This is a genomic window from Haliscomenobacter sp. (assembly GCF_965225875.1).
Lineage (GTDB): Bacteria > Bacteroidota > Bacteroidia > Chitinophagales > Saprospiraceae > Haliscomenobacter.
Genome location: NZ_CBDDBS010000003.1, coordinates 1457733 through 1478480 on the forward strand (window position 1 = coordinate 1457733; position 20748 = coordinate 1478480).

A 20748-nucleotide genomic window follows, 5' to 3' on the forward strand; every position below is an offset into this window, starting at 1 on the left:
AGTCAATTGTAGACGAAACCTATTACGTTTAGTCACCAATCAAGCCACGGCCTTCCTTTGAAATTTTGCCTTCGTCAGCCAATTGTTTGAGCAGGCGGTCCAAGATGCCGTTGATGAAGTCTTTACTTTTATCAGTGCTGTAATTTTTGGCAATTTCAACAAATTCGTTGAGGGTAACTTTGGAAGGAATTGATTTAAAAGTCATTAGCTCGACCAAGGCCATTTTAAGCAAAATCATGTCGATAACTGCTACACGTTCCACATCCCAGTTGCGCAGCGTCGGTTCGATTACTTTGAGCAATTGTTCATCTTCATGGTACACTTTGCGCAAAAGCAATTCCCCAAAATCCACCGTAGCTTCAGCATTGGGTTTGTAAGCTTCGAAAAAATCCATTTCGGCAGGCAATGCCTTCAGGGTTTTTTTGATGGAACCAATGATCAGTGATTCGTCATCCTCCCATTGGGCAAAGGTATCATCGTTTAACTCTAAAAACAGCTCATTGGCACACATGGTACGGTACAACAACAACAGCATCTCTTCGTGATCTTTGTTGGTTGTAGCATCATTGTAAACGTATTGGCTGTATTCCTCCTTTTTGGCCAATTCATTGTAAAACGAACGAATATGGTCTTCGTCAAGGAAAGTTTCAGTCTTGTATTGTTTGAACAGGCGATACAGTCCTTCATTTCTGCTCAAGGACTCCATGAGTGGATTGTGGGCCAATTTGGCCTCAAATTTTTTGTCTTCTTCGCTTGGTCTGAGCTTGGTCCGCCGGGAATCGGCATCTTGAATGGAAAATTGGGCAACCCGGATCAGGTACAACAAATTGAAAAGATAAAGCTCGAACGATTTGTTCACCTTATCGCGATACCTCAATAGCGCTTCATCAAATTTCAGGCTCTTATCTCTCCCTAAGGAATAGAGCATCTGCATGACTTTTATGCGGACGTTCCTACGACTTAACATGTCAATATTTATTTAGCTGCAAATATAGACTTTCTTGTGCTCATTTAGTTATTTAGGCGCGATTTCTAATGGATAAAAAAACCATACACATGCAAAACGCAGTTCGCAATTCTATCACTTATTGTTTATTTTGTCTTGTAATACTCTGGCTATTAGCTCCTTGTACTGTTTTTTCCCAAACACAAAAAAGCAGCTTTGCCAAAAAAGCAGCCTGGAAAGATGAGTTCAAAAAGGCGGGCAAACCCGATGAAAAAAATTGGAGCTACGACCTGGGTTGTAATTGGTACAACGACGAAGTGCAATGCTACACCGATCGCCCAACCAATGTAAGGGTTGAAAATGGCCATTTGACCATTGAAGCCCGCAACGAAAAAATGGAACACCGGGAATTCACTTCCGCCCGTTTGGTGAGCAAAGGTAAGGGCGATTTCACCTATGGCCGTTTTGAGGCCCGAGCCAAATTACCCAAAGGAGTGGGCACCTGGCCTGCCATTTGGATGTTGTTCAGCGATGCACCTTATGGCAGCAAGGGTTGGCCCGACAATGGTGAAATCGACATCATGGAACACGTGGGTTTTGATGTGGAGCACGTCCATGGCACCATCCATTGTGCCGCTTTCAACCACGTACAAGGTACCCAAAAAGGCACCAAAAAAGCCGTTCCAGGCCTGGAGGAGGATTACCATACCTTCCGCTGTGACTGGACGCCCAACAACATCAAAATTTTTGTGGACGATCAGGAGTATTTCAGTTTTGACAAACCCACTAATGCCACTTGGAAGGAATGGCCTTTTGACCATCCTCATCACTTGATCCTGAACATTGCCGTAGGTGGCGGCTGGGGCGGCCAAAAAGGAATCGACAAAGCGGCGTTCCCAGCGCAGATGGAGATTGATTATGTGCGGTATTATCCGTATGTCGGAAAATAAAAAAACCGGAGGGGTTCAAATACCGCCCCTCCGGCCAAATGTATGAAACTTATTCATCTAACTTTAACACTCCAGTGGCTACGGGGGCTACCAAAAAATACCCGCGTGCACCTCCACTCAAATTGGTATACACATTCGCGGGTTGGCCGCTGAACATCCCGCCATCATTGCCCAGGTTGGCCGCCAGGTCGCTGTAAAACTTGTAGGCATTGCGCGAGATGTTTAAAATTTCAATTTTCGCCTCGTCGTGGGCCGCGTAATAAATGGGAAAAGGCAAACCATCCACCCGGCCATTCAACAGTTTGTCTTCGCTGAAATAAATGGTTCGGCCTTCGTCATTCTCCAGCTTCCCGTTGCGGTAAAAATTGAAGAGGTAAAAATCCTCAGTTTCCTGCGGTTCTTTAACGTAAAGCAGCACTTCGTAAAAACGCGAACTGTCCTCGGGATCTTTCATTTCCTGCTCATCAAGGCGGTAGGTCAAGCTGTCGTAATCTACGATGTGGTTCATTTTGTCGGAAGCCGAATAGGTTTTCCCTTCTGCTTCGATCAGCAAAGTGTAGGTACGACCTGCCACCCCGGCAAAGGCCTGCTCCGACACATACAAGCCCGGTTCTTTTTCCACAAAACGAAACTCATGATTGGCGTCATCTTTGACTCGCACCATTGCTCCCGAAACCACCGGCGCTTTCCCCGTCGAGCCAAAAGACCGACTTTTGCTAAGCTTTACACTTTGTGGCTGGTACTGGTTGTTCACACTCCCCTCTACAATCAGGACGCCGTCGAGTTGTTCGAGGTCCAATTGGATGGTTTTTTCACAAGCCAAAAGGCTCAATAGCGCGAAAAGCGCAAACAGGATATTTTTCATATTGATTTTGCTTTTAAGTCAAAAATTCATTGCTTCACTTTCAGGCTTTCCTTTTCTAAGATGCCCTTAGGTGCCTTAGGTGGTTCAAAAAAAAATTAAAATTTAAAACTCCAGGTCACATACGGCAACACCGAAAACAAGTACACCAGCCGCGCCTCTTTCTCCGTACCATCCCCAATGACATTGCCTTCGTCATCCTGCCTGGTGCGGGTATAAATAGTGAATGGATTCTGCCGATTGTACACGTTGTAGATGCCAAAGACCCAGGTGTTTTGCCAGCGGCGCCCCTTGTTTTTGGCAGGATCAAAAGTCGCCGCGATGTCCAGGCGATGGAAATTGGGCAAACGGTATCCATTGCGGCCCGAGTACAAATTCGCCTCGTAATTGCCAAAACTGTATTTACCCGTAGGCAAAGTGATCGGGCGCCCCGTAGCATAAGTAAAATTGCCCCCAATGCTCCAGCGAGGGCTCAAATCGTAGGTCAAGGAAAGATTGAAACTGTGGCGGCGATCGTAATTGGCCGGGAAAGCCTGGCCATTGTTCACGGTGGGGATTGTTACATCCGTTTTGCTCAGGGTATAGCTGGCAAAACCACGCAGGTCGCCCACATTGCGGCGCAACAATAATTCCAGTCCATAAGAAGTCGCCTTGCCTTGGCGGAATTCAGTGGCAATGTGTTCGTTGAAAAAAATGTTGGCGTTGTCCGCAAATTCGGTGATGTTGTCCGAAGCTTTGTAATAAGCTTCTGCCGAAAACTCCCAGGTGTTTTTGTCCAGGTTTTTGAAGTAGCCAATGGCCACCTGATCCGCTTTTTGCGGCTTCAGATACGGCGAACTGGGTGACCAGGTATTGAAGGGAATCGGCACCGTGGAATTGGACAACAAGTGGATGTACTGCACCATGCGATTGTACGAAAACTTCAAGGAACTGCTGTTGTTCAACTGATACCGCGCAGCAAAACGGGGCTCCGGATTGGCAAAAGAAGCAATCACCTGCCCTTTTTTGTAACGGGTTGAATCGGTAATCGTATAATTCACATTGTCAGAAGCATTGGCATAGGTATAAATGGTTTCTGGTCCCAGATGCTGGAAGAGGGAAAAGCGGACTCCATATTGCATCGACAAGCGCTCGGAAACCTTTTGCTCAGCCCCCACGTACAGCGCCTGATCTAATGCATAACGAGCCTGCAATTTGGTGGGTTTAAAAATGGTGTTCTCCCCATTGGGCCGGATGTCGCCGGGTTGAAACTGGCGGTAAGTACCCTGGTAACCAAACTGCAAGGTGAATTTCGGACTAGGGAACCAGGTAAAATCCTGCTTCACAGAATACTCCTTTTGATTAGCATCCCAACGGAATCCCTCCAGAGCGTCATTCTGCTGCAAAGTGTAATCAAAATCGCTGTACACCAGCGTGGTATTGGCAAACAAACGTTCATTGAACAAATGGTTCCAACGGAAAGTGGTGGTTTTGTTGCCCCAATCCATTTGGAAATCATCGTTGAATTTCCAGATGTCGCGCCCCGCATAGGCGGAGAGGAAGAAGCGGTTGTTGTTGTTGATTTTCCAGTTGAGCTTGCCGTTCAGGTCGTAAAACTGGACGCCGGTGCCCTTCAAATCCGGGATTTGTTTCATGATCAAATCCACGTAAGAACGGCGGGCAGCGAGGATAAATGAAGCCTTGTCTTTCACGATCGGCCCTTCCAGACTGGCCTTCGCCGCCAATGTGCTCACACTGCCCGCTGCTTCCAATTGCCGGGCATTGCCATCTTTGGTGCTGACTTCGAGCAGGGAGGACAAACGCCCTCCATACTTGGTGGGAATCCCACCTTTGTACAGTTCGGCACTTTTTAAAATGTCGGCGTTGAACACCGAAAACAAGCCAAACAAGTGCGATACATCGTACACCGGCGCTTCGTCGATCAGCACCAGGTTTTGATCCGCTGCCCCGCCCCGCACGTAAAAGCTGGAAGTTCCTTCGCCAGCGCTGGTCACACCGGGCAGGGTTTGAATGGTTTTGATGATGTCGGGTTCGCCCAGCAGCGCGGGGAGTTTTTTGACCTGGGCAATGGGAACATCCAGGCGGCTCATGGCGACTTCGCGCACAGCCTCATCGGCTTTTTTATCCGAAATCTGCACCTCTTGCAAAGTCTGGGCATCAGCCTGCATCTCAACATTCAATTCCAGATCGCGGTCCAAATTGATCTCCTTGCTGATGTTTTGGTAGCCGAGGTAAGAAAAGGTCAGGCGGTAAGCGCCGGGTGCCAGGGTCAGGGAATAAAACCCGTAGGTGTTGCTCGTCGCCCCGCTTTTGAGGGGCTCTACCCATACGTTGACGTAGAGTAGCTCTTCTGCCGATGCGGCGTCTTTGATGTACCCGCTCAGCGTGTACTGTTTTTTGGCGGCGCTGCCTGAGTTCTGGGCAAAAATAGTCCCAAGACTCAAGGTCAGCACGACCAGAGTGGCGATGGTTTTCATAATAACAGTCGGTGTTGGTTGGGTTGGGTTCCGGTCACTGAGCGAAGTCGAAGTGCCGTGAACTCAACCCTCTTTTTAAATCCTTTCATCAAGTTAGATGGAAAAAAGAGGGAGTCCCCCTACGTGATGGTTTAAAAAAAAATTTATTCGAACCCTGAAAAGGTGCAATCGAGGAAGGTACAGTTCAAATGTTAAAAAATAAAACAACATGCTTTTAAATTTGCATGACATCCATTTATCCCTTATACATCACCAAATCAAAACAAAATCCATAAATTTCCCCTTTGAATGCACTAGCCAAGCACCACAAAGCACCATTTTCCCGCCACAACGATTCGTAAGAAAACATCATTTAAGCACCTATTATTCAATCTTTTACAATCAAAAACCTAAAATTACTGCTTCGTAACACTCCCCAAATTTTAATTCGCTGGAAAACAAATCCAGGCTTACCTTTGAATAACGCAGGATTTAAGCAGCAATCCGCTTTTTGACTGCTAGCACAAAGGCACTAAGACAACAAAGTACTCAATCTTAGTGCCTTTGTGGCCTCTAGATAAAAGCATTGCCAGATTTCAACGAAAACACGGACATGGAATTGAACAAGTACAGCAAGATCATTACGCAAGACCGCTCACTACCCGGCGCACAAGCCATGTTGTATGGCATTGGTCTGAGCGAGGAGGATTTGAAAAAGGCCCAGGTTGGCATCGTCAGCACGGGCTGGGAAGGCAACACCTGTAACATGCACCTGAATGGTTTGGCCGATCTGGTCAAACAAGGGGTGTTGGAAAGTGACCTGGTGGGTTTGATTTTCCATACCATCGGGGTCAGTGACGGGATTTCAAACGGCACCTCCGGGATGCGGTATTCTCTTCCTTCCCGCGACATCATTGCCGATTCGATTGAAACCGTAGCTGGTGCCCAGTTTTACGACGCGATTGTCCCCATTGTGGGTTGTGATAAAAACATGCCCGGTGCGATGATCGCCCTGGGTCGCCTGAATCGCCCTTCGATCCTGGTGTACGGGGGTACGATCAGTTCCGGCCACCACAACGGCCGCAAACTCGACATCATTTCCGCTTTTGAAGCTTATGGCCAATCGGTAGCCGGAAAACTGGAAGACGACGAGTACAAAAAAATCGTACAAAACTCCTGCCCAGGCTCTGGTGCCTGCGGCGGTATGTATACGGCCAATACCATGTCTTCGGCCATTGAGGCCCTGGGTATGTCCTTGCCATTCAACTCTTCCATCCCGGCCAATCACCCCGAGAAATTGAATGATTGCCACCGGGTAGGAAAAGCCATCCTGAACGTCCTGGCCAAAGACCTGAAACCCCGCGAAATCATGACCCGCGAAGCATTTGAAAATGCCATTCGCGTCATCATTGTGCTGGGTGGTTCGACCAATGCGGTGCTGCACCTCATTGCCATGGCCAAATCAGTTGGCGTAAAATTGAGCATCAACGACTTCCAGGCCATGAGTGACAAAACGCCTCTGCTGGCCGACCTCAAACCTTCTGGCAAATACGCCATGGAAGATTTGTACGGCGTAGGTGGTGTACCGGGAGTGATGAAAATGATGTTGGCGGAAGGCATGCTGCACGGTGATTGTATGACCGTTACGGGCAAAACCGTTGCGGAAAACCTCGCTGAAATAGACGGACTTACCCCCGAGCAGCCCATCATCAAGCCACTCAGTGAGCCGATTAAAGAGTCGGGTCACATCCAGATTTTGTATGGCAACCTCGCTACTGAAGGGGCAGTAGCCAAAATCACTGGTAAAGAAGGTGAATACTTCCGCGGCCCTGCGCACGTTTTTGATTCAGAAGAAGCATTAAATGCTGCCATCGCCGCTAAACAATTGAAGGCTGGTGAGGTTATAGTCATCCGTTACTGTGGTCCACGTGGTGCACCAGGTATGCCCGAAATGCTCAAACCAACTTCCGCCATCATGGGTGAAGGTTTGGGTGACAAGGTAGCCCTGATCACCGATGGCCGTTTCTCGGGTGGTACCCACGGCTTTGTCGTTGGCCACATTACCCCTGAAGCAGAACGTGGTGGCAACATCGCCCTCGTCCGCAATGGCGACGAAATCAGCATCGATGCCCGGAACAATACGCTCATTTTGCACGTTGATGACGACGAGTTGGTCATCCGCCGTGCCGAGTGGATTGCACCACAACCGAAAGCAACTTTTGGAATCCTAGCCAAATATCGACACATGGTCTCATCTGCCAGTGAGGGATGTGTTACTGATCAATTTTAACTTAAGTTGAGAAGTTGAGGGGTTGAGGAGTTGAGGCTGCCGCGAGAGACTTAGACAAGGAAATTGTCAAAATCGCTCGCGGCAGCCTCAACTCCTCAACTTCTCAACTCCTCAACCCTCAAACAGTCCATGTATGGAAAGTTCGCAGGCGACAGCCACTTTAGAGCCACAGGCCGCCCCAAGTGCCCCTAAAATTTCGGGTGCAGAAGCGGTACTCCGTTGCTTTTTAGAAGAAGGAGTAGATACTATTTTTGGTTACCCCGGCGGCGCGATTATGCCTATTTACGATGCCCTGTACGATTATCAGGATCGACTGCGGCATGTGCTTCCCCGCCACGAGCAGGGAGCGGTACACGCTGCCGAAGGTTATGCGCGCGCTACCCGCAGAATTGGGGTCGCCATGGCCACTTCAGGCCCAGGTGCCATGAACCTGGTCACGGGTCTTGCTGATGCTTTACTGGATTCTACCCCGATCGTCTGCGTCACCGGTCAAGTCTTTTTTCACCTGCTGGGAACCGATGCCTTCCAGGAAACCGACGTGATCAATACCACCATGCCGGTTACCAAATGGAACGTACAGGTTACCCGCGCCGACCAGATTCCAGCAGCGATGGCCAAGGCTTTCCACATTGCGAACACTGGCCGTCCGGGTCCCGTTTTGGTCGACATCACCAAAAATGCGCAAAACGAGCTCATGGAGTTCTCGTACCAGCGCAAACCGCTCATTCGCAGCTACCATCCTGCTTCCAAGCCAGATGCTGAAGCGCTGCGCGATGCTGCCGAGTTGATCAACAACGCCCAGAAACCAATGATTCTGGCGGGTCATGGCATCCAGATTGCCCATGCCCAGGAAGAATTTAAAGCTTTTGTAGAAAAAACGGGGATTCCGCTGGCTTGCACCATCCACGGTTTGTCCAGTATTCCCAACGACCACCCCTTGCACATGGGGATGTTGGGCATGCACGGCAATTACGGCCCCAACATCAAGCAAAACGAATGTGATGTGCTCATTGCCATCGGTATGCGTTTTGACGACCGTGTAACGGGTCGCCTCGACAAATACGCCAAACAGGCCAAGGTCATCCACATCGAGATCGACCCTTCGGAGATCCATAAAAACGTCCACGCACATGTGCCCATTTTGGCGGACGCCAAACAGGCATTGAAGGGTTTGTTGCCACTGGTCAAGGAAAAATCTTACCCTGAATGGCTGGCAGAATTCCATGCCTGCGACGACATCGAATACAGTAAAGTTATTCACCGCGACATGCAGCCTTCTCCCAAGGGCGAAATCCGTATGGGCATGGTGGTCAACGAAGTATCCGAACAAACCAAGGGTATGGCCATCGTTGCTACCGACGTAGGCCAACACCAAATGGTAGCTGCCCGTTACTATAAGTTTAAGGGCACCAATCAGTGGGTGTCTTCAGGTGGAGCAGGTACCATGGGTTATGGTTTGCCTGCTGCAATGGGCGCCAAGATGGCTGAACCACACCGCGAAACGGTCGTTTTTATCGGTGATGGCGGTTTTCAAATGACCTTACAAGAATTGGGCACCTGCGCTCAGTGGCATATTGGTGTCAAAATCATCATCCTGGACAATAACTTCCTGGGTATGGTACGCCAATGGCAGCAATTGTTCTTTGAACGTCGCTATTCTTCGGTGGAATTGGTCAATCCCAATTTTGTCAAAATCGCCGAAGGTTTTGGGGTAGCTGGCAAACAGATCACCAAACCAGAGGAAGTAAAAGACGCCATTGCTGAAATGTTGGCCCACGATGGTCCATACCTTTTACATGTAAGTGTAGAAAAAGAGGAGAACATTTTCCCAATGGTACCAGCGGGGTGTGCAGTGGATGAGATAGTACTTGAATAAAGGGTTGAGAAGTTGAGGAGTTGAGAAGTTTAGTCCATTTGCTCCTCAACTCCTCAACTCCCCAACCCCTCAACTAAAAAACATGACCAAAGAATATACGCTCACCGTTTTTACGGAGCATCAAACGGGGATGTTATCGCGGGTAGTATCCATTTTTACTCGTCGTTACATCAATATTGAAAGTTTAACCACCTCCAAGTCTTCGATGCCGGGCATCCACCGTTTTACCATTGTGGTGAATACGACAGAAGACATGGTGCGCAAATTGTGTGGCCAATTGGAGAAACAAGTGGATGTACTCAAAGCCTTCTACGACGAAAACGCGGAGATCGTTTACCAGGAAATTGCGCTGTACAAAATTCCAACGCAGAAATTCATGCAGGGCAATCGCTTGGAAAAATTGATTCGCCAGCACAATGCGAAAGTGTTGGAAATCGAAGAAGAATACATCATTGTGGAAAAAACCGGGCACGCTGAAGAGACCGAAGCGCTGCTGGAAGCCTTGAAAGAAATTGGGATTTTTGAATTTGTCCGCTCGGGTCGAGTAGCTATTCCACGACCGATGGAGCGTTTGAGCAAATACTTGCAGCAATTGGAGCTGGAGGCGGAAGAAACTTTGTAAGTCGGCCAATTGCACTTTAATAAAAGCCGAGGGGCATCGTACATAAGTTTTACTTCGTACGATGCCCCTCAATATTTTAGATTATAGTCAGTCAGCCTGTTAAATCAACGCATCAACCTCCATCTCAACAGGAACCATCCAGCCTCTTGTATCCTCAATCCGGCCGGTACGCAAGCCTTCAATTTCAGATTTCAACATGCTACCAATTTTACGCGACTCTATGGCAGGCAAAGTCATCAGGTGGCCATTGTAGCTGATTTCGGATACGTGGGAAACCACTGCCGCAGTTCCCGCGCCAAAACACTCCTGCAATTTGCCAGCTGCGTGTGCTGCAACCACTTCATCGATGGTGATGGTTCTTTCTTCAACGGGAATACCTTTGTCCCGCAGAATGTGCAGGAAGCTATCCCGGGTAATTCCTCTCAGGATGGTGCCGTCTGTGTATGGCGTAACCACTACGTTATCGATCACAAAAAAGATGTTCATCGTACCCGACTCCTGAACGTTTTTGAACTCAGGGCCTTCCAGCCACATCACCTGGTCGAAACCTTGCTTCAGGGCATTTTGGGCAGGCAACAAAGACGCTGCGTAGTTTCCAGCAGATTTGGCCTCTCCAGTGCCTCCTTTACCCGCACGGATGTACTGGGTTTCAGCCAACAAACGGACTGGCTTGGAGTAGTAAGGCCCAACCGGGCAGGTAAAAATGATGAACTTGTAGGTATCTGATGGTCTTACACCAATGAATTCATCCGTTGAGAACATGAAGGGGCGCAAGTACAGCGCACTTTCTTCACCAGAGGGAATCCAATCAGCTTCCAGACCGACCAGGGCGTGTAGCGCATCCAAAAACAGGTCTTCGGGAAATGCAGGCATACACATGCGCGCAGCCGAAGCATTGATGCGGTGCAGGTGCATTTCTGGACGCAGCAGCATGGGATGGCCTTCCTGGTTTTTAGTGGCTTTCATACCTTCAAAAATAGATTGGCCGTAATGCAGGACCATTGATGCTGGGTGCATTTCAAATGGTGCAAATGGCTCGATGCGTGGGTTCACCCACTCTCCCCCTTCATAATCCGCCACAAACATGTGGTCGGTAAATACCCGACCGAATGGAAGGTTATTAAAGTCCAGCGTTGAGAGTCTGGAATTTTGGGTCCTCTTGATCTGGATTTTGTTTTTCATAGTGATCAACAAATTTTCAACGAAATTACATAAATTTATGCAAAGATTCTAGCTTTCAAAGCAAATACCGATTTTTATTCGGTATAATTTGGATTTACAAGCAGATTAAAGAATTTAATTTTGAACACTTCGTTTTTAGACTACAAAGTATTCGTTCCGGGGGAAAGTGCAGAGCAGCAGCAAAAACTCAAGGGTAAACATACCAAAGGGCTATTATTGCTTTTTGTAAGCCATGAGCAACAGGCCGAGCTTTTGGATTTTTTGAAAAAAATCCTCCTTGCCGTACAGTTTGACCTTGAGGAAGATACTGCCTATTTAGACTTTAACGCAACAGCCGCCATAAACGTGGCCTCACTTGCTGCAATAAATGCATCCAAAACGGTAATTTGTTTTGGTTTCCCCTTGCCACAGCTCGGGTTTCACTTCGAAATCCCCAATTATTACCCTTTTAAACACCAGGGCACTACATATTTGTTCGTAGATGATCTGCTCACCATTTACGAAGAACGGCAGGCTGGGGGTAAAAAGTTGTCGGGTGCCTTGTGGAAATGTTTGCAGGAGATGTTTAAATGAGTAAAAATGGAAATTGTCAATTCAAACAAGCGCAAATTTGATGCCATCGTAATAGGCTCCGGAATGTCGGGCGGGATTGCAGCCAAAGAGCTGTGTGAAAAAGGGCTAAAGACGCTGGTACTGGAACGTGGGCCCAAATTGGACCACATTGCCGATTACCATACCGCCAATACCCCGTTGTGGGAATTGCCTCACCGCAATCGCCAAACCTGGGAAGATAAAAATAGCACCCACCCGATCCAGTCCAAGTGTTACGCCTTTAATGACGGCACCCGGCATTTGTTTGTCCGCGACGACGAAAATCCCTACCAACAAGTCAAACCTTTTTCCTGGATACGTGGCTACCATGTGGGTGGGAAAAGTTTAATGTGGGCTCGTCAGAGTTACCGTATGGCGCCCCTTGAATTTGAAGAAAACGCAATTGATGGGCATGGCAACGATTGGCCCATCCGCTACAACGACCTTGCCCCCTGGTATTCCTACATCGAACGATTTGTAGGCATCAACGGCATGAAAGAAGGCCGGGAGATGTTGCCCGATGGAGAATACCTTCCTCCAATGGAGTTGACACCCATTGAAAAAAACTTCAAAGCTGCAGTAGAGCAAAAATACCCAGGTCGTTATGTCGTCACCGGGCGCAGTGCCAACGTAACGGTCAAACACAATGGCCGAGGCCCCTGCCAGTACCGAAACCTGTGCCACCGGGGTTGTCCATATTCCGCTTATTTCAGCAGCCAGTCCGGCTCCCTACCCGCTGCTGCGGCCACTGGAAAAATGACCCTGCGGCCGGATAGCATCGTCCATAGCATCATTTACGACGAAAGTAAAGGCAAAGCCACGGGTGTTCGGGTCATTGATGCGAATACCAAAGAGATGGTGGAATATTCTGCCAAAATCATTTTTGTAAATGCGGCTACTCTCAATACGACTTTGATCCTGCTAAATTCAACCAGCAACCGTTTCCCCAATGGTTTGGGCAACGATTCGGGGGTACTGGGCCATTACCTGATGGACCACAATTACCGGACCGAAGTGTCAGGAACCCATGAGGGGTATTTGGACAAATATTACAAGGGGCGGAGGCCAAATGGATTTTACGTTCCCAGATTCCGCAATGTAGGCAATGACAAACAAAAAGATTACCTGCGTGGCTTCGCCTTCGGGGGCAGTTGTGAGCGATCAGGTTGGGAGCAAGGTCTTGGACGGAAAGGCTTTGGAGCTGATTTTAAAAACGCGATCACCAAGCCCGGCCCTTGGAGCATTTTTATGCAATCGCAGGCAGAAATGCTGCCCGAATTCCACAACCACGTCAAAATCAACCGCAAGATCTCCGATCCCTGGGGCATGCCAACCCTGGATATTGACTGTGCCTACGGACAGAATGAAGACAAAATGGACAAAGACATTGCTCTGGTTGCCCAGGAAATGTTAGAGGCAGGTGGGTTCAAAAACGTCAACATCAACTACAACAACGGGAAACCGGGCATTGGCATCCATGAGGTGGGCACAGCTCGAATGGGCAAAGATCCCAAGACCAGTATCCTCAATGGCTGGAACCAGGTTCATACGGTGAAAAACGTTTTTGTTACCGATGGCGCGAGTTTGCCATCACAAGGCAGCCAAAATCCAAGCATCACCTTTATGGCTTTGACCGCCAGGGCTTGTGATTATGCGGTGAAGGAATTGAAAAAGAGGAATTTGTAGGTTGAAAACACACTCTGGACATTTTGCTCGGAGGACATCAATTGCCCCAGGCTTCAGCCTGGGGGGGTAGGAACCCCTCGGATTTGGGCTTTAGCCCTGGCTTGAAAATTAAGACTTGGGCTAAAGCCAGATCAAAAAGGGAACCTCATCCACGCGCTAAAGCACGTGGCAATTGATGTCCTCCGAGCAAAATGTTGGTGTGAGTTAAAACATAGAGGTCCAAGCCTTCGTATTTTCATCAATCGGTAAATCAGGAATCCACACTCCCGGAACCGGGTCATAATTCAAGGCCTGGGTAGCCCCAATCTGGGAAGTAAAATAACCATGCAAGGTCAATTCCTTAAGCAACTGAAAGAATTGGGGCTGGCCGTTTTTTGCCGGTGCTGCCTCCAATTGGGTCATCATTTGAAAGCGCTCATTGTCATTAAACTGCAAATAACTTTGGCTCATTTCCCGCTGGCATTTTTCCTCCACTGCGTTTAAATCAGCCCAAAATTGATCGCGTTGTTGGGGAGAAAAACAAGCCTCAACAGCCAGGGCAATAAAATCGTGCACCCCCGCGGCTTTTGCACCTGGGGTATCTGTAGGGGGAATGATGGTATCCGCTAATTCAGCCAATAGTTCTATTTGCGCAGTGGGAACAGCCGATAAAATCGGCTCCGGGTTGGCCAAAGCCTTGGCCAGCATTTCGGGCAAAATGGTGATGGTTCCAGCCAAAAGTATGGTTTTTTTCAGCGCATTCCGACGGTGCATAAGAATGGATTTTGATCAAAGATAAACAAAATAAGTTCTGACAAAAAACCAGTGATCCTATAAATAAGCCATTGAGTCTACGAGTCAGGCTCCAGCTATTCAAAAAAATACCCCGAGCAATAGCCATTGCCCAGGGTATTTTTTGATCTATTTCAATTCGTTGATTAGTCGTTCAGTACCTTAGTCACCAAAGCAGCAGCATCAGCCAATTGGATCGCAGAGTATACTTTTAAGCCTGACTCGTCGATCATCTTTTTCGCCATATCCGCATTGGTTCCTTGCAAACGTACGATGATGGGGACATGGATGTTGCCCATATTTTTGTAGGCATCGATTACCCCTTGTGCCACCCGGTCACAACGTACAATTCCACCAAAGATGTTGATCAGGATTGCTTTTACAGCTGGGTCTTTCAAAATGATTTTGAAGGCATTTTCTACCCGGGCTGCATCTGCAGTACCACCTACATCAAGGAAGTTAGCTGGTTCACCACCAGAGAGTTTGATGATGTCCATGGTAGCCATGGCCAAACCCGCTCCGTTCACCATACAACCTACGTTACCGTCCAGTTTTACGTAGTTGAGTTCAAACTCTTGAGCCTCTACGTCGGTTGGGTCTTCTTCAGCCGTGTCGCGCATCGCTTCCAGGTCAGGGTGGCGATACAGGGCATTGTCGTCCAGAGACACTTTGGCATCTACCGCCAGAATCCGCTCGTCACCTGTACGCAAGCATGGGTTGATCTCGAACAAGGCTGCATCAGAAGCAACAAAAGCAGTGTACAACTTGGTGATGAAGGTGGTAAATTCTTTAAACGCTTTACCACTCAGCCCTAAATTGAAGGCAATTTTACGCGCCTGAAAACCTTGAAAGCCTACGAGGGGATCAACCCACTCTTTTTGTACTTTTTCCGGTGTATGTTCGGCAACCGCTTCAATGTCCATGCCACCTTCGGTAGAATAGATGATTACGTTGCACTTCTTCTCACGATCCATCAGGATGGATACGTAGTATTCTTTATTGGCACTGAAGTCAGGAGCGTAACAATCTTCAGCGATCAACACTTTGCTCACCAGTTTGCCGGGGCCTTCCATGCCACCTGGAGTCTGAGGCGTTTTCAGCATCATGCCCAGGATATTGCCCGCGTGGGTTTTGAGGTCATCCAGGTTTTTAGCCAATTTTACACCACCTCCTTTACCGCGTCCTCCTGCATGGATTTGGGCTTTCACCACTACTACACCGCCACCTAGCTGTTGCCAAGCTGCTTCAGCTTCTTCTACGGTGTTTGCCACAATGCCCTTCTGTACGGCTACTCCGTAGCGGGTGAGGATTTCTTTTCCTTGATATTCGTGAAGATTCATAACAAATCAGATATGTGTTTTTGGAGGATTTGGGTTATGCTTTTAAAAGCGGGTCAAAGCTACACATCTAAAGTGGAATGCGGAAAAGGTGGAGGAAAAAAGTTTAGACAATTTAGGAACGGAAATGAATTAAAGTTACAACCTGGCAGGCTCTTTTTTGATTTTGCTGCGTTACTCGTCAGTTGCGTAGTTCACTATGCGCCTTCCTCACGCCTCGCTAAATCAAAAAATAGCCGAGCCAACTTTATAACTTTATTTCATTTCCGTTCCTAAATTGTGTTCTTTTCAAAAAAATCAGCTTTTTTTTCCAAATTTTATTTAAAAACTTGGATTCTAGCGTACTTTTAGCACCTGAATAAACATAAACAACTCATGCAAAAAATTAAAGCTGCGGTAGTAGGGCTAGGTTTCATTGGCCCAGCCCACGTAGAAGCGCTGCGGCGCGTACCCACGGTAGATGTCATTGGAGCCTTGCATTTTGATTTGGAAAGCAGTCGCCAAAAGACCCAGGAACTCGGTATTGCCAAGGCTTACGGATCATTTGAAGAAGTGATCGCCGATCCAGAAGTGCAGGTTGTACACATTTGCACCCCCAATGCCATGCACTACCACCAGGCCAAAGCGGCCTTGCTGGCGGGCAAACACGTGGTGTGTGAAAAACCATTGGCTACCACCATCGCCGAAGCCGAAGAGCTGGTGGCACTGGCAGCCAAAACCGGTTTAGTCAATGCCGTTCACTTCAACATCCGCTACTACCCTATCGTTCGTCAAATGAAAGTGATGCGCGAAAAAGGAGAATTGGGTGATATTTATTCCGTGATTGGGACTTACCTGCAAGACTGGTTGTTCAAAGATACCGATTACAACTGGCGCCTGGAGCCTGAACAATCGGGCGAAAGCCGGGCCATTGCCGACATTGGCTCGCACATCATGGACTTGTTGGAGTACATCACCGGGGTGAAAATTGCAGCCGTTATGGCGGATTTCAATACGGTTCACAAATTCCGTAAGAAGCCATTAAAACCAGTGGAAACTTATTCCGGCAAAATGTTGACCGCCGAAGATTACAAGGACGTGCCCATTACCACCGAAGACCATGCCAACGTACTGGTACGCTTTGACAATGGCAACCGTGGGGTGATTACCGTAAGTCAGGTGTCAGCTGGTCGTAAAAACCGGATCGACCTGGAAATTTCCGGCTCGGTTTCTACCTTCCACTGGTGCTCCGAATCTCCGAACAATCTCTGGATTGGTAACCGTGATGGCTTCAACGGCCAACTGATGCGCGACCCATCCTTGTTCCACGGCGAGGCCAGAAGTGTGGTTTCTTTCCCAGGCGGCCACAACGAAGGTTTCCCGGATACCTCTAAACAATTGTTCAAAGAAGTATACCAGGCCGTTGCTGAAGGCAAACAACCTGCCAATCCTACCTTCCCTACCTTCGCCGATGGTTTGCGCGAGCTGCTGATCTGCGAAAGAATTGTGGAAAGTAATAAGAAGCAGGCTTGGGTTACAGTTTAATAATTACGAATTTTTCGAATGACGAATGACGAATACCGGGAAGCTCTGGTTTTATTCGTCACTCGTCATTCCATTATTCGTCATTCCAAAATTATGTTAGATCTCGGTTTTGTATCCGCCATTCTCGCCGATCACAGTTTTGAAGATGTGATGGCCTATGCCGCCGCCAATGGTTTCCGTTGTGTAGAAATCATGTGTTGGCCCAAGGACAACAGCGACGCTCGGCGTTATGCCGGGGTTAGTCACATTGATGTGGATGCATTGGATGCTGCGGCCATCCAGCACATTAAAGCTGTTCAGCAAAAAACAGGGGTATACATTTCCGGATTGGGCTATTATCCCAATCCATTGGATGCCAATGAGGCGCAGGGAGCGTTTTTCCGGGCGCACATTCAAAAGGTGATTAAGGCTGCGGCAGCGCTAGGTATTCCTGTAGTCAATACCTTTATTGGCCGGGATCAATCGCGCAACATTGCAGACAACCTGAGCAAATACGCGGAAGTGTGGCCGGAACTCATTCAAACCGCAGAGGCTAATGGGGTAAAAATCGGTATCGAAAATTGTCCCATGTTTTTTACCAACGACGAATGGCCGGGCGGCAAAAACCTGGCGATTAGCCCTGCAGTGTGGGACAGAATGTTCGAACTCATTCCAAGCCCAGCTCTTGGGCTCAACTACGATCCTTCACACCTGGTTTGGCAAATGATGGACCCCATCAAGCCCATTTACGACTACAAAGATCGTCTCCACCATATCCACCTCAAGGACGCCAAGGTTTATCCACACAAGTTGAATCGAGTAGGCATTATGGCCAATCCGCTGGAATACCACTCCCCAAAATTGCCCGGCTTGGGCGATGTTGATTGGCGCAAGTTTTTTGCGGCGCTGACCGATGTTCGCTATCGCGGACCGGTGTGTATTGAAGTAGAAGACAAGGCTTACGAAGGTTCCGACGAGGATGTCAACAGCGCGATTTTGACGGCAAGGAATTATTTGCGGCAGTTTTTGGCCTAATCCAACGCCTTGCAAGTTTGGGCGCTAAGCATTAACTTGCAATAAATAAACAAGGCATGGCGGCAGCATCGACCAACATTCAACGGTTCAAATTTTCCACTGAGGCGTATCATCAGTTGGGAGAATATGGGCTTTTGCCTATCGATGCCCGTGTTGAATTATTGGATGGTGAAATTGTAGAAATGAGCCCTATCAATAGCCCCCACAGTGGGACAATCAATCGTTTGCAGAAAATATTAGAAAAATTATTGGGTAAGACCCACATCATTGCCAATCAAAATCCCATTCAATTAGGAAAATACTCTGAGCCTGAACCGGATTTAGCCGTTCTACTTTGGCGCGATGATTTCTACTTCGACAAGCACCCTGTACCAAAAGAAGTGGCCTTCCTGGTTGAGGTGGCTGATTCCACGCTGGAAAAGGATCGGGAGTTCAAACTTCCACTTTATGCTCAAGCCAATATCCCAGAAGTCTGGATCGTTAATTTGAAGGCCAAGCAACTCGAAGTGTACACTTTGCCAGTGGAAGCCACTTATTCCCAGACCAAAGTTTATCAGGTTGGTGATTTGTTGGAAGGTACACTGGTGCCTACGCTCAAGTTTGATCAAATTCTTCCCAAATGAGGAATTGAGGATATATTATGTCAGAAATTAATCCCACTTTTTATCTTTCCAGAGTCGCCCTGGTGGTTCAACCCGGGCAAAATCAATTGCGTGCTTTCAGTGCCGAAAAAGGAGCCTGGGTCAGCCAGGAGGTAGTCATCAACATCGATGAAGATGACCGTTATATGGTAGATACCAATGTAGCACTGGTCGTACAACCCGGGCAGAATCACCTGCGTGCATTCAGTGGTATCCTGGCTACCTGGGCCAATCTTGAAGTGCCCGTCAACAACCGCGAGGGGGACCACTACGCCGTGCGTGGCAATGTAGCCTTGGCCGTCCAACCCAGTCGCAACCGCATCCACGCTTACAGCTCTTTTTCAGGAGTCTGGTCCACCATCAACATAGAGGTCAACAACAACGAGGGTGATGTTGAATTGATTGAACAAAATTTGGCGCTGGTGATTCAACCGATGCGGGATCGGCTTTGTGCATACAGTGCGTTTACAGGCACCTGGGAAGTAGTCAATGCAGCTATTGACTCGAATCGGGGTGAAACCTATCTGATAGATACCAACATTGCCTTGGTCGTGCAACCTGGCCAAAACCACATCCGGGCTTATAGTGCAGCCACTGGCACCTGGGCCCACCTCAATGTGAGTGTAGACCCTCGCCATGGCGACGCCTATCGAATTGGAGCCAATGTAGCCTTGATCATGCAACCCTTTCAGAATAAAATCCGGGCCTTTAGTGCCATTACAGGTGCCTGGAGCACACTGGAGGTTGCAGTAAACCCGAGTGAAGGTGACCAATTTTTTGTATCTGGCAATGTGGCTATGGTTATCCAGCCTGGGCAAGACAAAATTCACGCATTTAGTGCGATGAATGGGCAGTGGGCCAGTTTGGCCGCATCGGTGGATGCGCGAGATAAGGATGTGTATTTGATGGGTAAAGATGCGGTGTTGGGATAAATGAAAAATAAAAAAAGGCAAGAAACTGATTACCAGTAACTTGCCTAATTTTGCGGAGGAGGAGGGATTCGAACCCCCGGTACCTCTCAGTACGGCAGTTTTCAAGACTGCTGCAATCAACCGCTCTGCCACTCCTCCGTAGGGCAGATTTGCTACACCTTTTCGGCGAAGCGAGTGCAAAGATAGATGCCTTTGTGAAAAAAGGAAATCTTCGCCTAAAAAATATTTTTTCTAACCCATTTCTTTCGATTATGGTTCCTTCCACTCCAGGGGTTGAGGTTTGATGCCTGCTTTTTTCAACAAGCGCAGCATGCCATTTTGGCCACCCAAATGGGCCGCACCAACTGCGCAGAAAACTGAGTTGGACTCAATAAGCTCCAGCAAACGAGCTACCATAAAGATGTTTCGGTCGTAAAGCAAAACTTTCCTGGCGCCACCCACATGTTTTTTGGCTGCTTTAAACAGCGCCTGATAATCTCCACTCGCGTAAATATCCACCATTTTGAACAACTCGCGGCGCTCCTTGCCAATGTGCTTTCCCAGGTACAATAAGTCCTTAATCTGATCTTCCAAAGGGATTTTGTGCAAGACCAGTGCCTGTTGTTCTACGGTTTCCAGGCCGGTCGTTACTTTGTTCATGCGGATGGCATAATCCCAGAGGTAACGATCGAGGGAGTATGGCTGGTCGGCTGGCAGGAGGTTGTCGTGTACAAGATTCACCAGTAAGATGGGTAAAAAACGATCGAACAACCCAATGTCCTGACCACAGGCCTTACGGATGATGTTGCGCAGTTTGGCGTACTTCTTGGGTGGTAAAATACTGGAAAGGGTGCGGTAATCCGGCAGAAGCGCGTGTTGTACAAAATCGGAGGAGCCCATTTCGTCAAGATTGATTTCAGCCGCAAACACCTGAGCCTTTTCAATCAAGGCACAATAATCGTTGATTTGAAAAAAAGCTTCGTCACACTTGGCATGAATCGTGCCCAACAAATAAGAAGTCTGGCCACCATCTTCCTTTTCCAATTGCCACAATAAAGTCCGCTTTTTTTTCTTCATAACATGATGTGA

General features: G+C 48.1%; 17 protein-coding genes and 1 tRNA gene. 10 read left to right on the top strand and 8 right to left on the bottom strand.

Annotated features, from left to right (window positions below; genetic code table 11):
* Nucleotides 1-28 precede the first annotated feature (28 nt).
* Nucleotides 29-928 (bottom strand): transcription antitermination factor NusB, encoded by a 900-nt coding sequence (gene nusB, locus ACO08K_RS26135; protein WP_421799436.1) that lies wholly within the window; start codon nt 926-928, stop codon nt 29-31.
* A gap of 128 nt (nt 929-1056) precedes the next feature.
* On the opposite strand from nusB, the gene ACO08K_RS26140 reads away from it, so the two are divergent.
* A complete protein-coding gene (locus ACO08K_RS26140) occupies nt 1057-1896 on the top strand; it encodes a glycoside hydrolase family 16 protein (protein WP_421799437.1) in 840 nt (279 codons plus the stop codon).
* Between the two features lie 49 nt (nt 1897-1945).
* On the opposite strand, the gene ACO08K_RS26145 is transcribed toward ACO08K_RS26140, so the two are convergent.
* Together ACO08K_RS26145 and ACO08K_RS26150 are read right to left on the bottom strand one after the other, a co-directional pair.
* Nucleotides 1946-2761 carry a DUF4249 domain-containing protein gene (locus tag ACO08K_RS26145; RefSeq protein WP_421799438.1) on the bottom strand — a complete coding sequence of 272 codons (816 nt, stop codon included), beginning with the start codon at nt 2759-2761 and terminating at the stop codon, nt 1946-1948.
* Between the two features lie 95 nt (nt 2762-2856).
* Complete coding sequence (locus tag ACO08K_RS26150; protein ID WP_421799439.1) at nt 2857-5235, bottom strand: TonB-dependent receptor; 2379 nt, start codon at nt 5233-5235, stop codon at nt 2857-2859.
* Nucleotides 5236-5827: 592 nt separating this feature from the next.
* Between ACO08K_RS26150 and ilvD the strand changes: the two genes are divergently transcribed.
* The 3 genes from ilvD (at nt 5828) to ilvN (ending at nt 10002) form a co-directional block, all read left to right on the top strand.
* Nucleotides 5828-7504 (top strand): dihydroxy-acid dehydratase, encoded by a 1677-nt coding sequence (gene ilvD, locus ACO08K_RS26155; protein WP_421799440.1) that lies wholly within the window; start codon nt 5828-5830, stop codon nt 7502-7504.
* A 133-nt stretch (nt 7505-7637) separates the two neighbouring features.
* The gene (gene ilvB, locus ACO08K_RS26160) at nt 7638-9380 is read left to right on the top strand and encodes a biosynthetic-type acetolactate synthase large subunit (protein ID WP_421799442.1); all 1743 of its coding nucleotides are present in this window, start codon (nt 7638-7640) and stop codon (nt 9378-9380) included.
* Nucleotides 9381-9462: 82 nt separating this feature from the next.
* Nucleotides 9463-10002, top strand: coding sequence for an acetolactate synthase small subunit (ilvN, locus tag ACO08K_RS26165; RefSeq protein WP_421799443.1), 540 nt, complete (start codon nt 9463-9465; stop codon nt 10000-10002).
* Nucleotides 10003-10101: 99 nt separating this feature from the next.
* Here ilvN and ACO08K_RS26170 read toward each other — a convergent pair whose 3' ends face one another.
* A complete protein-coding gene (locus ACO08K_RS26170) occupies nt 10102-11184 on the bottom strand; it encodes a branched-chain amino acid aminotransferase (protein ID WP_421799444.1) in 1083 nt (360 codons plus the stop codon).
* Between the two features lie 120 nt (nt 11185-11304).
* On the opposite strand from ACO08K_RS26170, the gene ACO08K_RS26175 reads away from it, so the two are divergent.
* Both ACO08K_RS26175 and ACO08K_RS26180 read left to right on the top strand, forming a co-directional pair.
* Nucleotides 11305-11757 carry a hypothetical protein gene (locus ACO08K_RS26175; protein WP_421799445.1) on the top strand — a complete coding sequence of 151 codons (453 nt, stop codon included), beginning with the start codon at nt 11305-11307 and terminating at the stop codon, nt 11755-11757.
* Nucleotides 11758-11763: 6 nt separating this feature from the next.
* Nucleotides 11764-13461: a GMC oxidoreductase gene (locus tag ACO08K_RS26180; protein WP_421799446.1), complete on the top strand. Its 1698-nt coding sequence runs from the start codon at nt 11764-11766 to the stop codon at nt 13459-13461.
* 204 nt (nt 13462-13665) lie between these two features.
* On the opposite strand, the gene ACO08K_RS26185 is transcribed toward ACO08K_RS26180, so the two are convergent.
* Nucleotides 13666-14214 carry a gluconate 2-dehydrogenase subunit 3 family protein gene (locus ACO08K_RS26185; protein WP_421799447.1) on the bottom strand — a complete coding sequence of 183 codons (549 nt, stop codon included), beginning with the start codon at nt 14212-14214 and terminating at the stop codon, nt 13666-13668.
* 164 nt (nt 14215-14378) lie between these two features.
* Entirely contained in the window at nt 14379-15572 is a 1194-nt protein-coding gene (sucC, locus tag ACO08K_RS26190) for an ADP-forming succinate--CoA ligase subunit beta (protein WP_421799448.1), read from the bottom strand.
* A gap of 372 nt (nt 15573-15944) precedes the next feature.
* Between sucC and ACO08K_RS26195 the strand changes: the two genes are divergently transcribed.
* The 4 genes from ACO08K_RS26195 to ACO08K_RS26210 all read left to right on the top strand — a co-directional run bounded on the left by ACO08K_RS26195 (nt 15945) and on the right by ACO08K_RS26210 (nt 19680).
* Nucleotides 15945-17093, top strand: a complete 1149-nt coding sequence (locus ACO08K_RS26195; protein WP_421799449.1) for a Gfo/Idh/MocA family protein — start codon at nt 15945-15947, stop codon at nt 17091-17093.
* 93 nt (nt 17094-17186) lie between these two features.
* Entirely contained in the window at nt 17187-18107 is a 921-nt protein-coding gene (locus ACO08K_RS26200) for a sugar phosphate isomerase/epimerase family protein (protein WP_421799450.1), read from the top strand.
* 56 nt (nt 18108-18163) lie between these two features.
* A complete protein-coding gene (locus ACO08K_RS26205) occupies nt 18164-18730 on the top strand; it encodes a Uma2 family endonuclease (protein WP_421799451.1) in 567 nt (188 codons plus the stop codon).
* Nucleotides 18731-18747: 17 nt separating this feature from the next.
* Nucleotides 18748-19680, top strand: coding sequence for a hypothetical protein (locus ACO08K_RS26210; protein WP_421799452.1), 933 nt, complete (start codon nt 18748-18750; stop codon nt 19678-19680).
* A gap of 53 nt (nt 19681-19733) precedes the next feature.
* On the opposite strand, the gene ACO08K_RS26215 is transcribed toward ACO08K_RS26210, so the two are convergent.
* Both ACO08K_RS26215 and ACO08K_RS26220 read right to left on the bottom strand, forming a co-directional pair.
* Nucleotides 19734-19818 (bottom strand) — tRNA-Ser (locus ACO08K_RS26215).
* Nucleotides 19819-19929: 111 nt separating this feature from the next.
* Nucleotides 19930-20736, bottom strand: a complete 807-nt coding sequence (locus ACO08K_RS26220) for a TraB/GumN family protein (protein ID WP_421799453.1) — start codon at nt 20734-20736, stop codon at nt 19930-19932.
* Nucleotides 20737-20748: the final 12 nt, after the last annotated feature.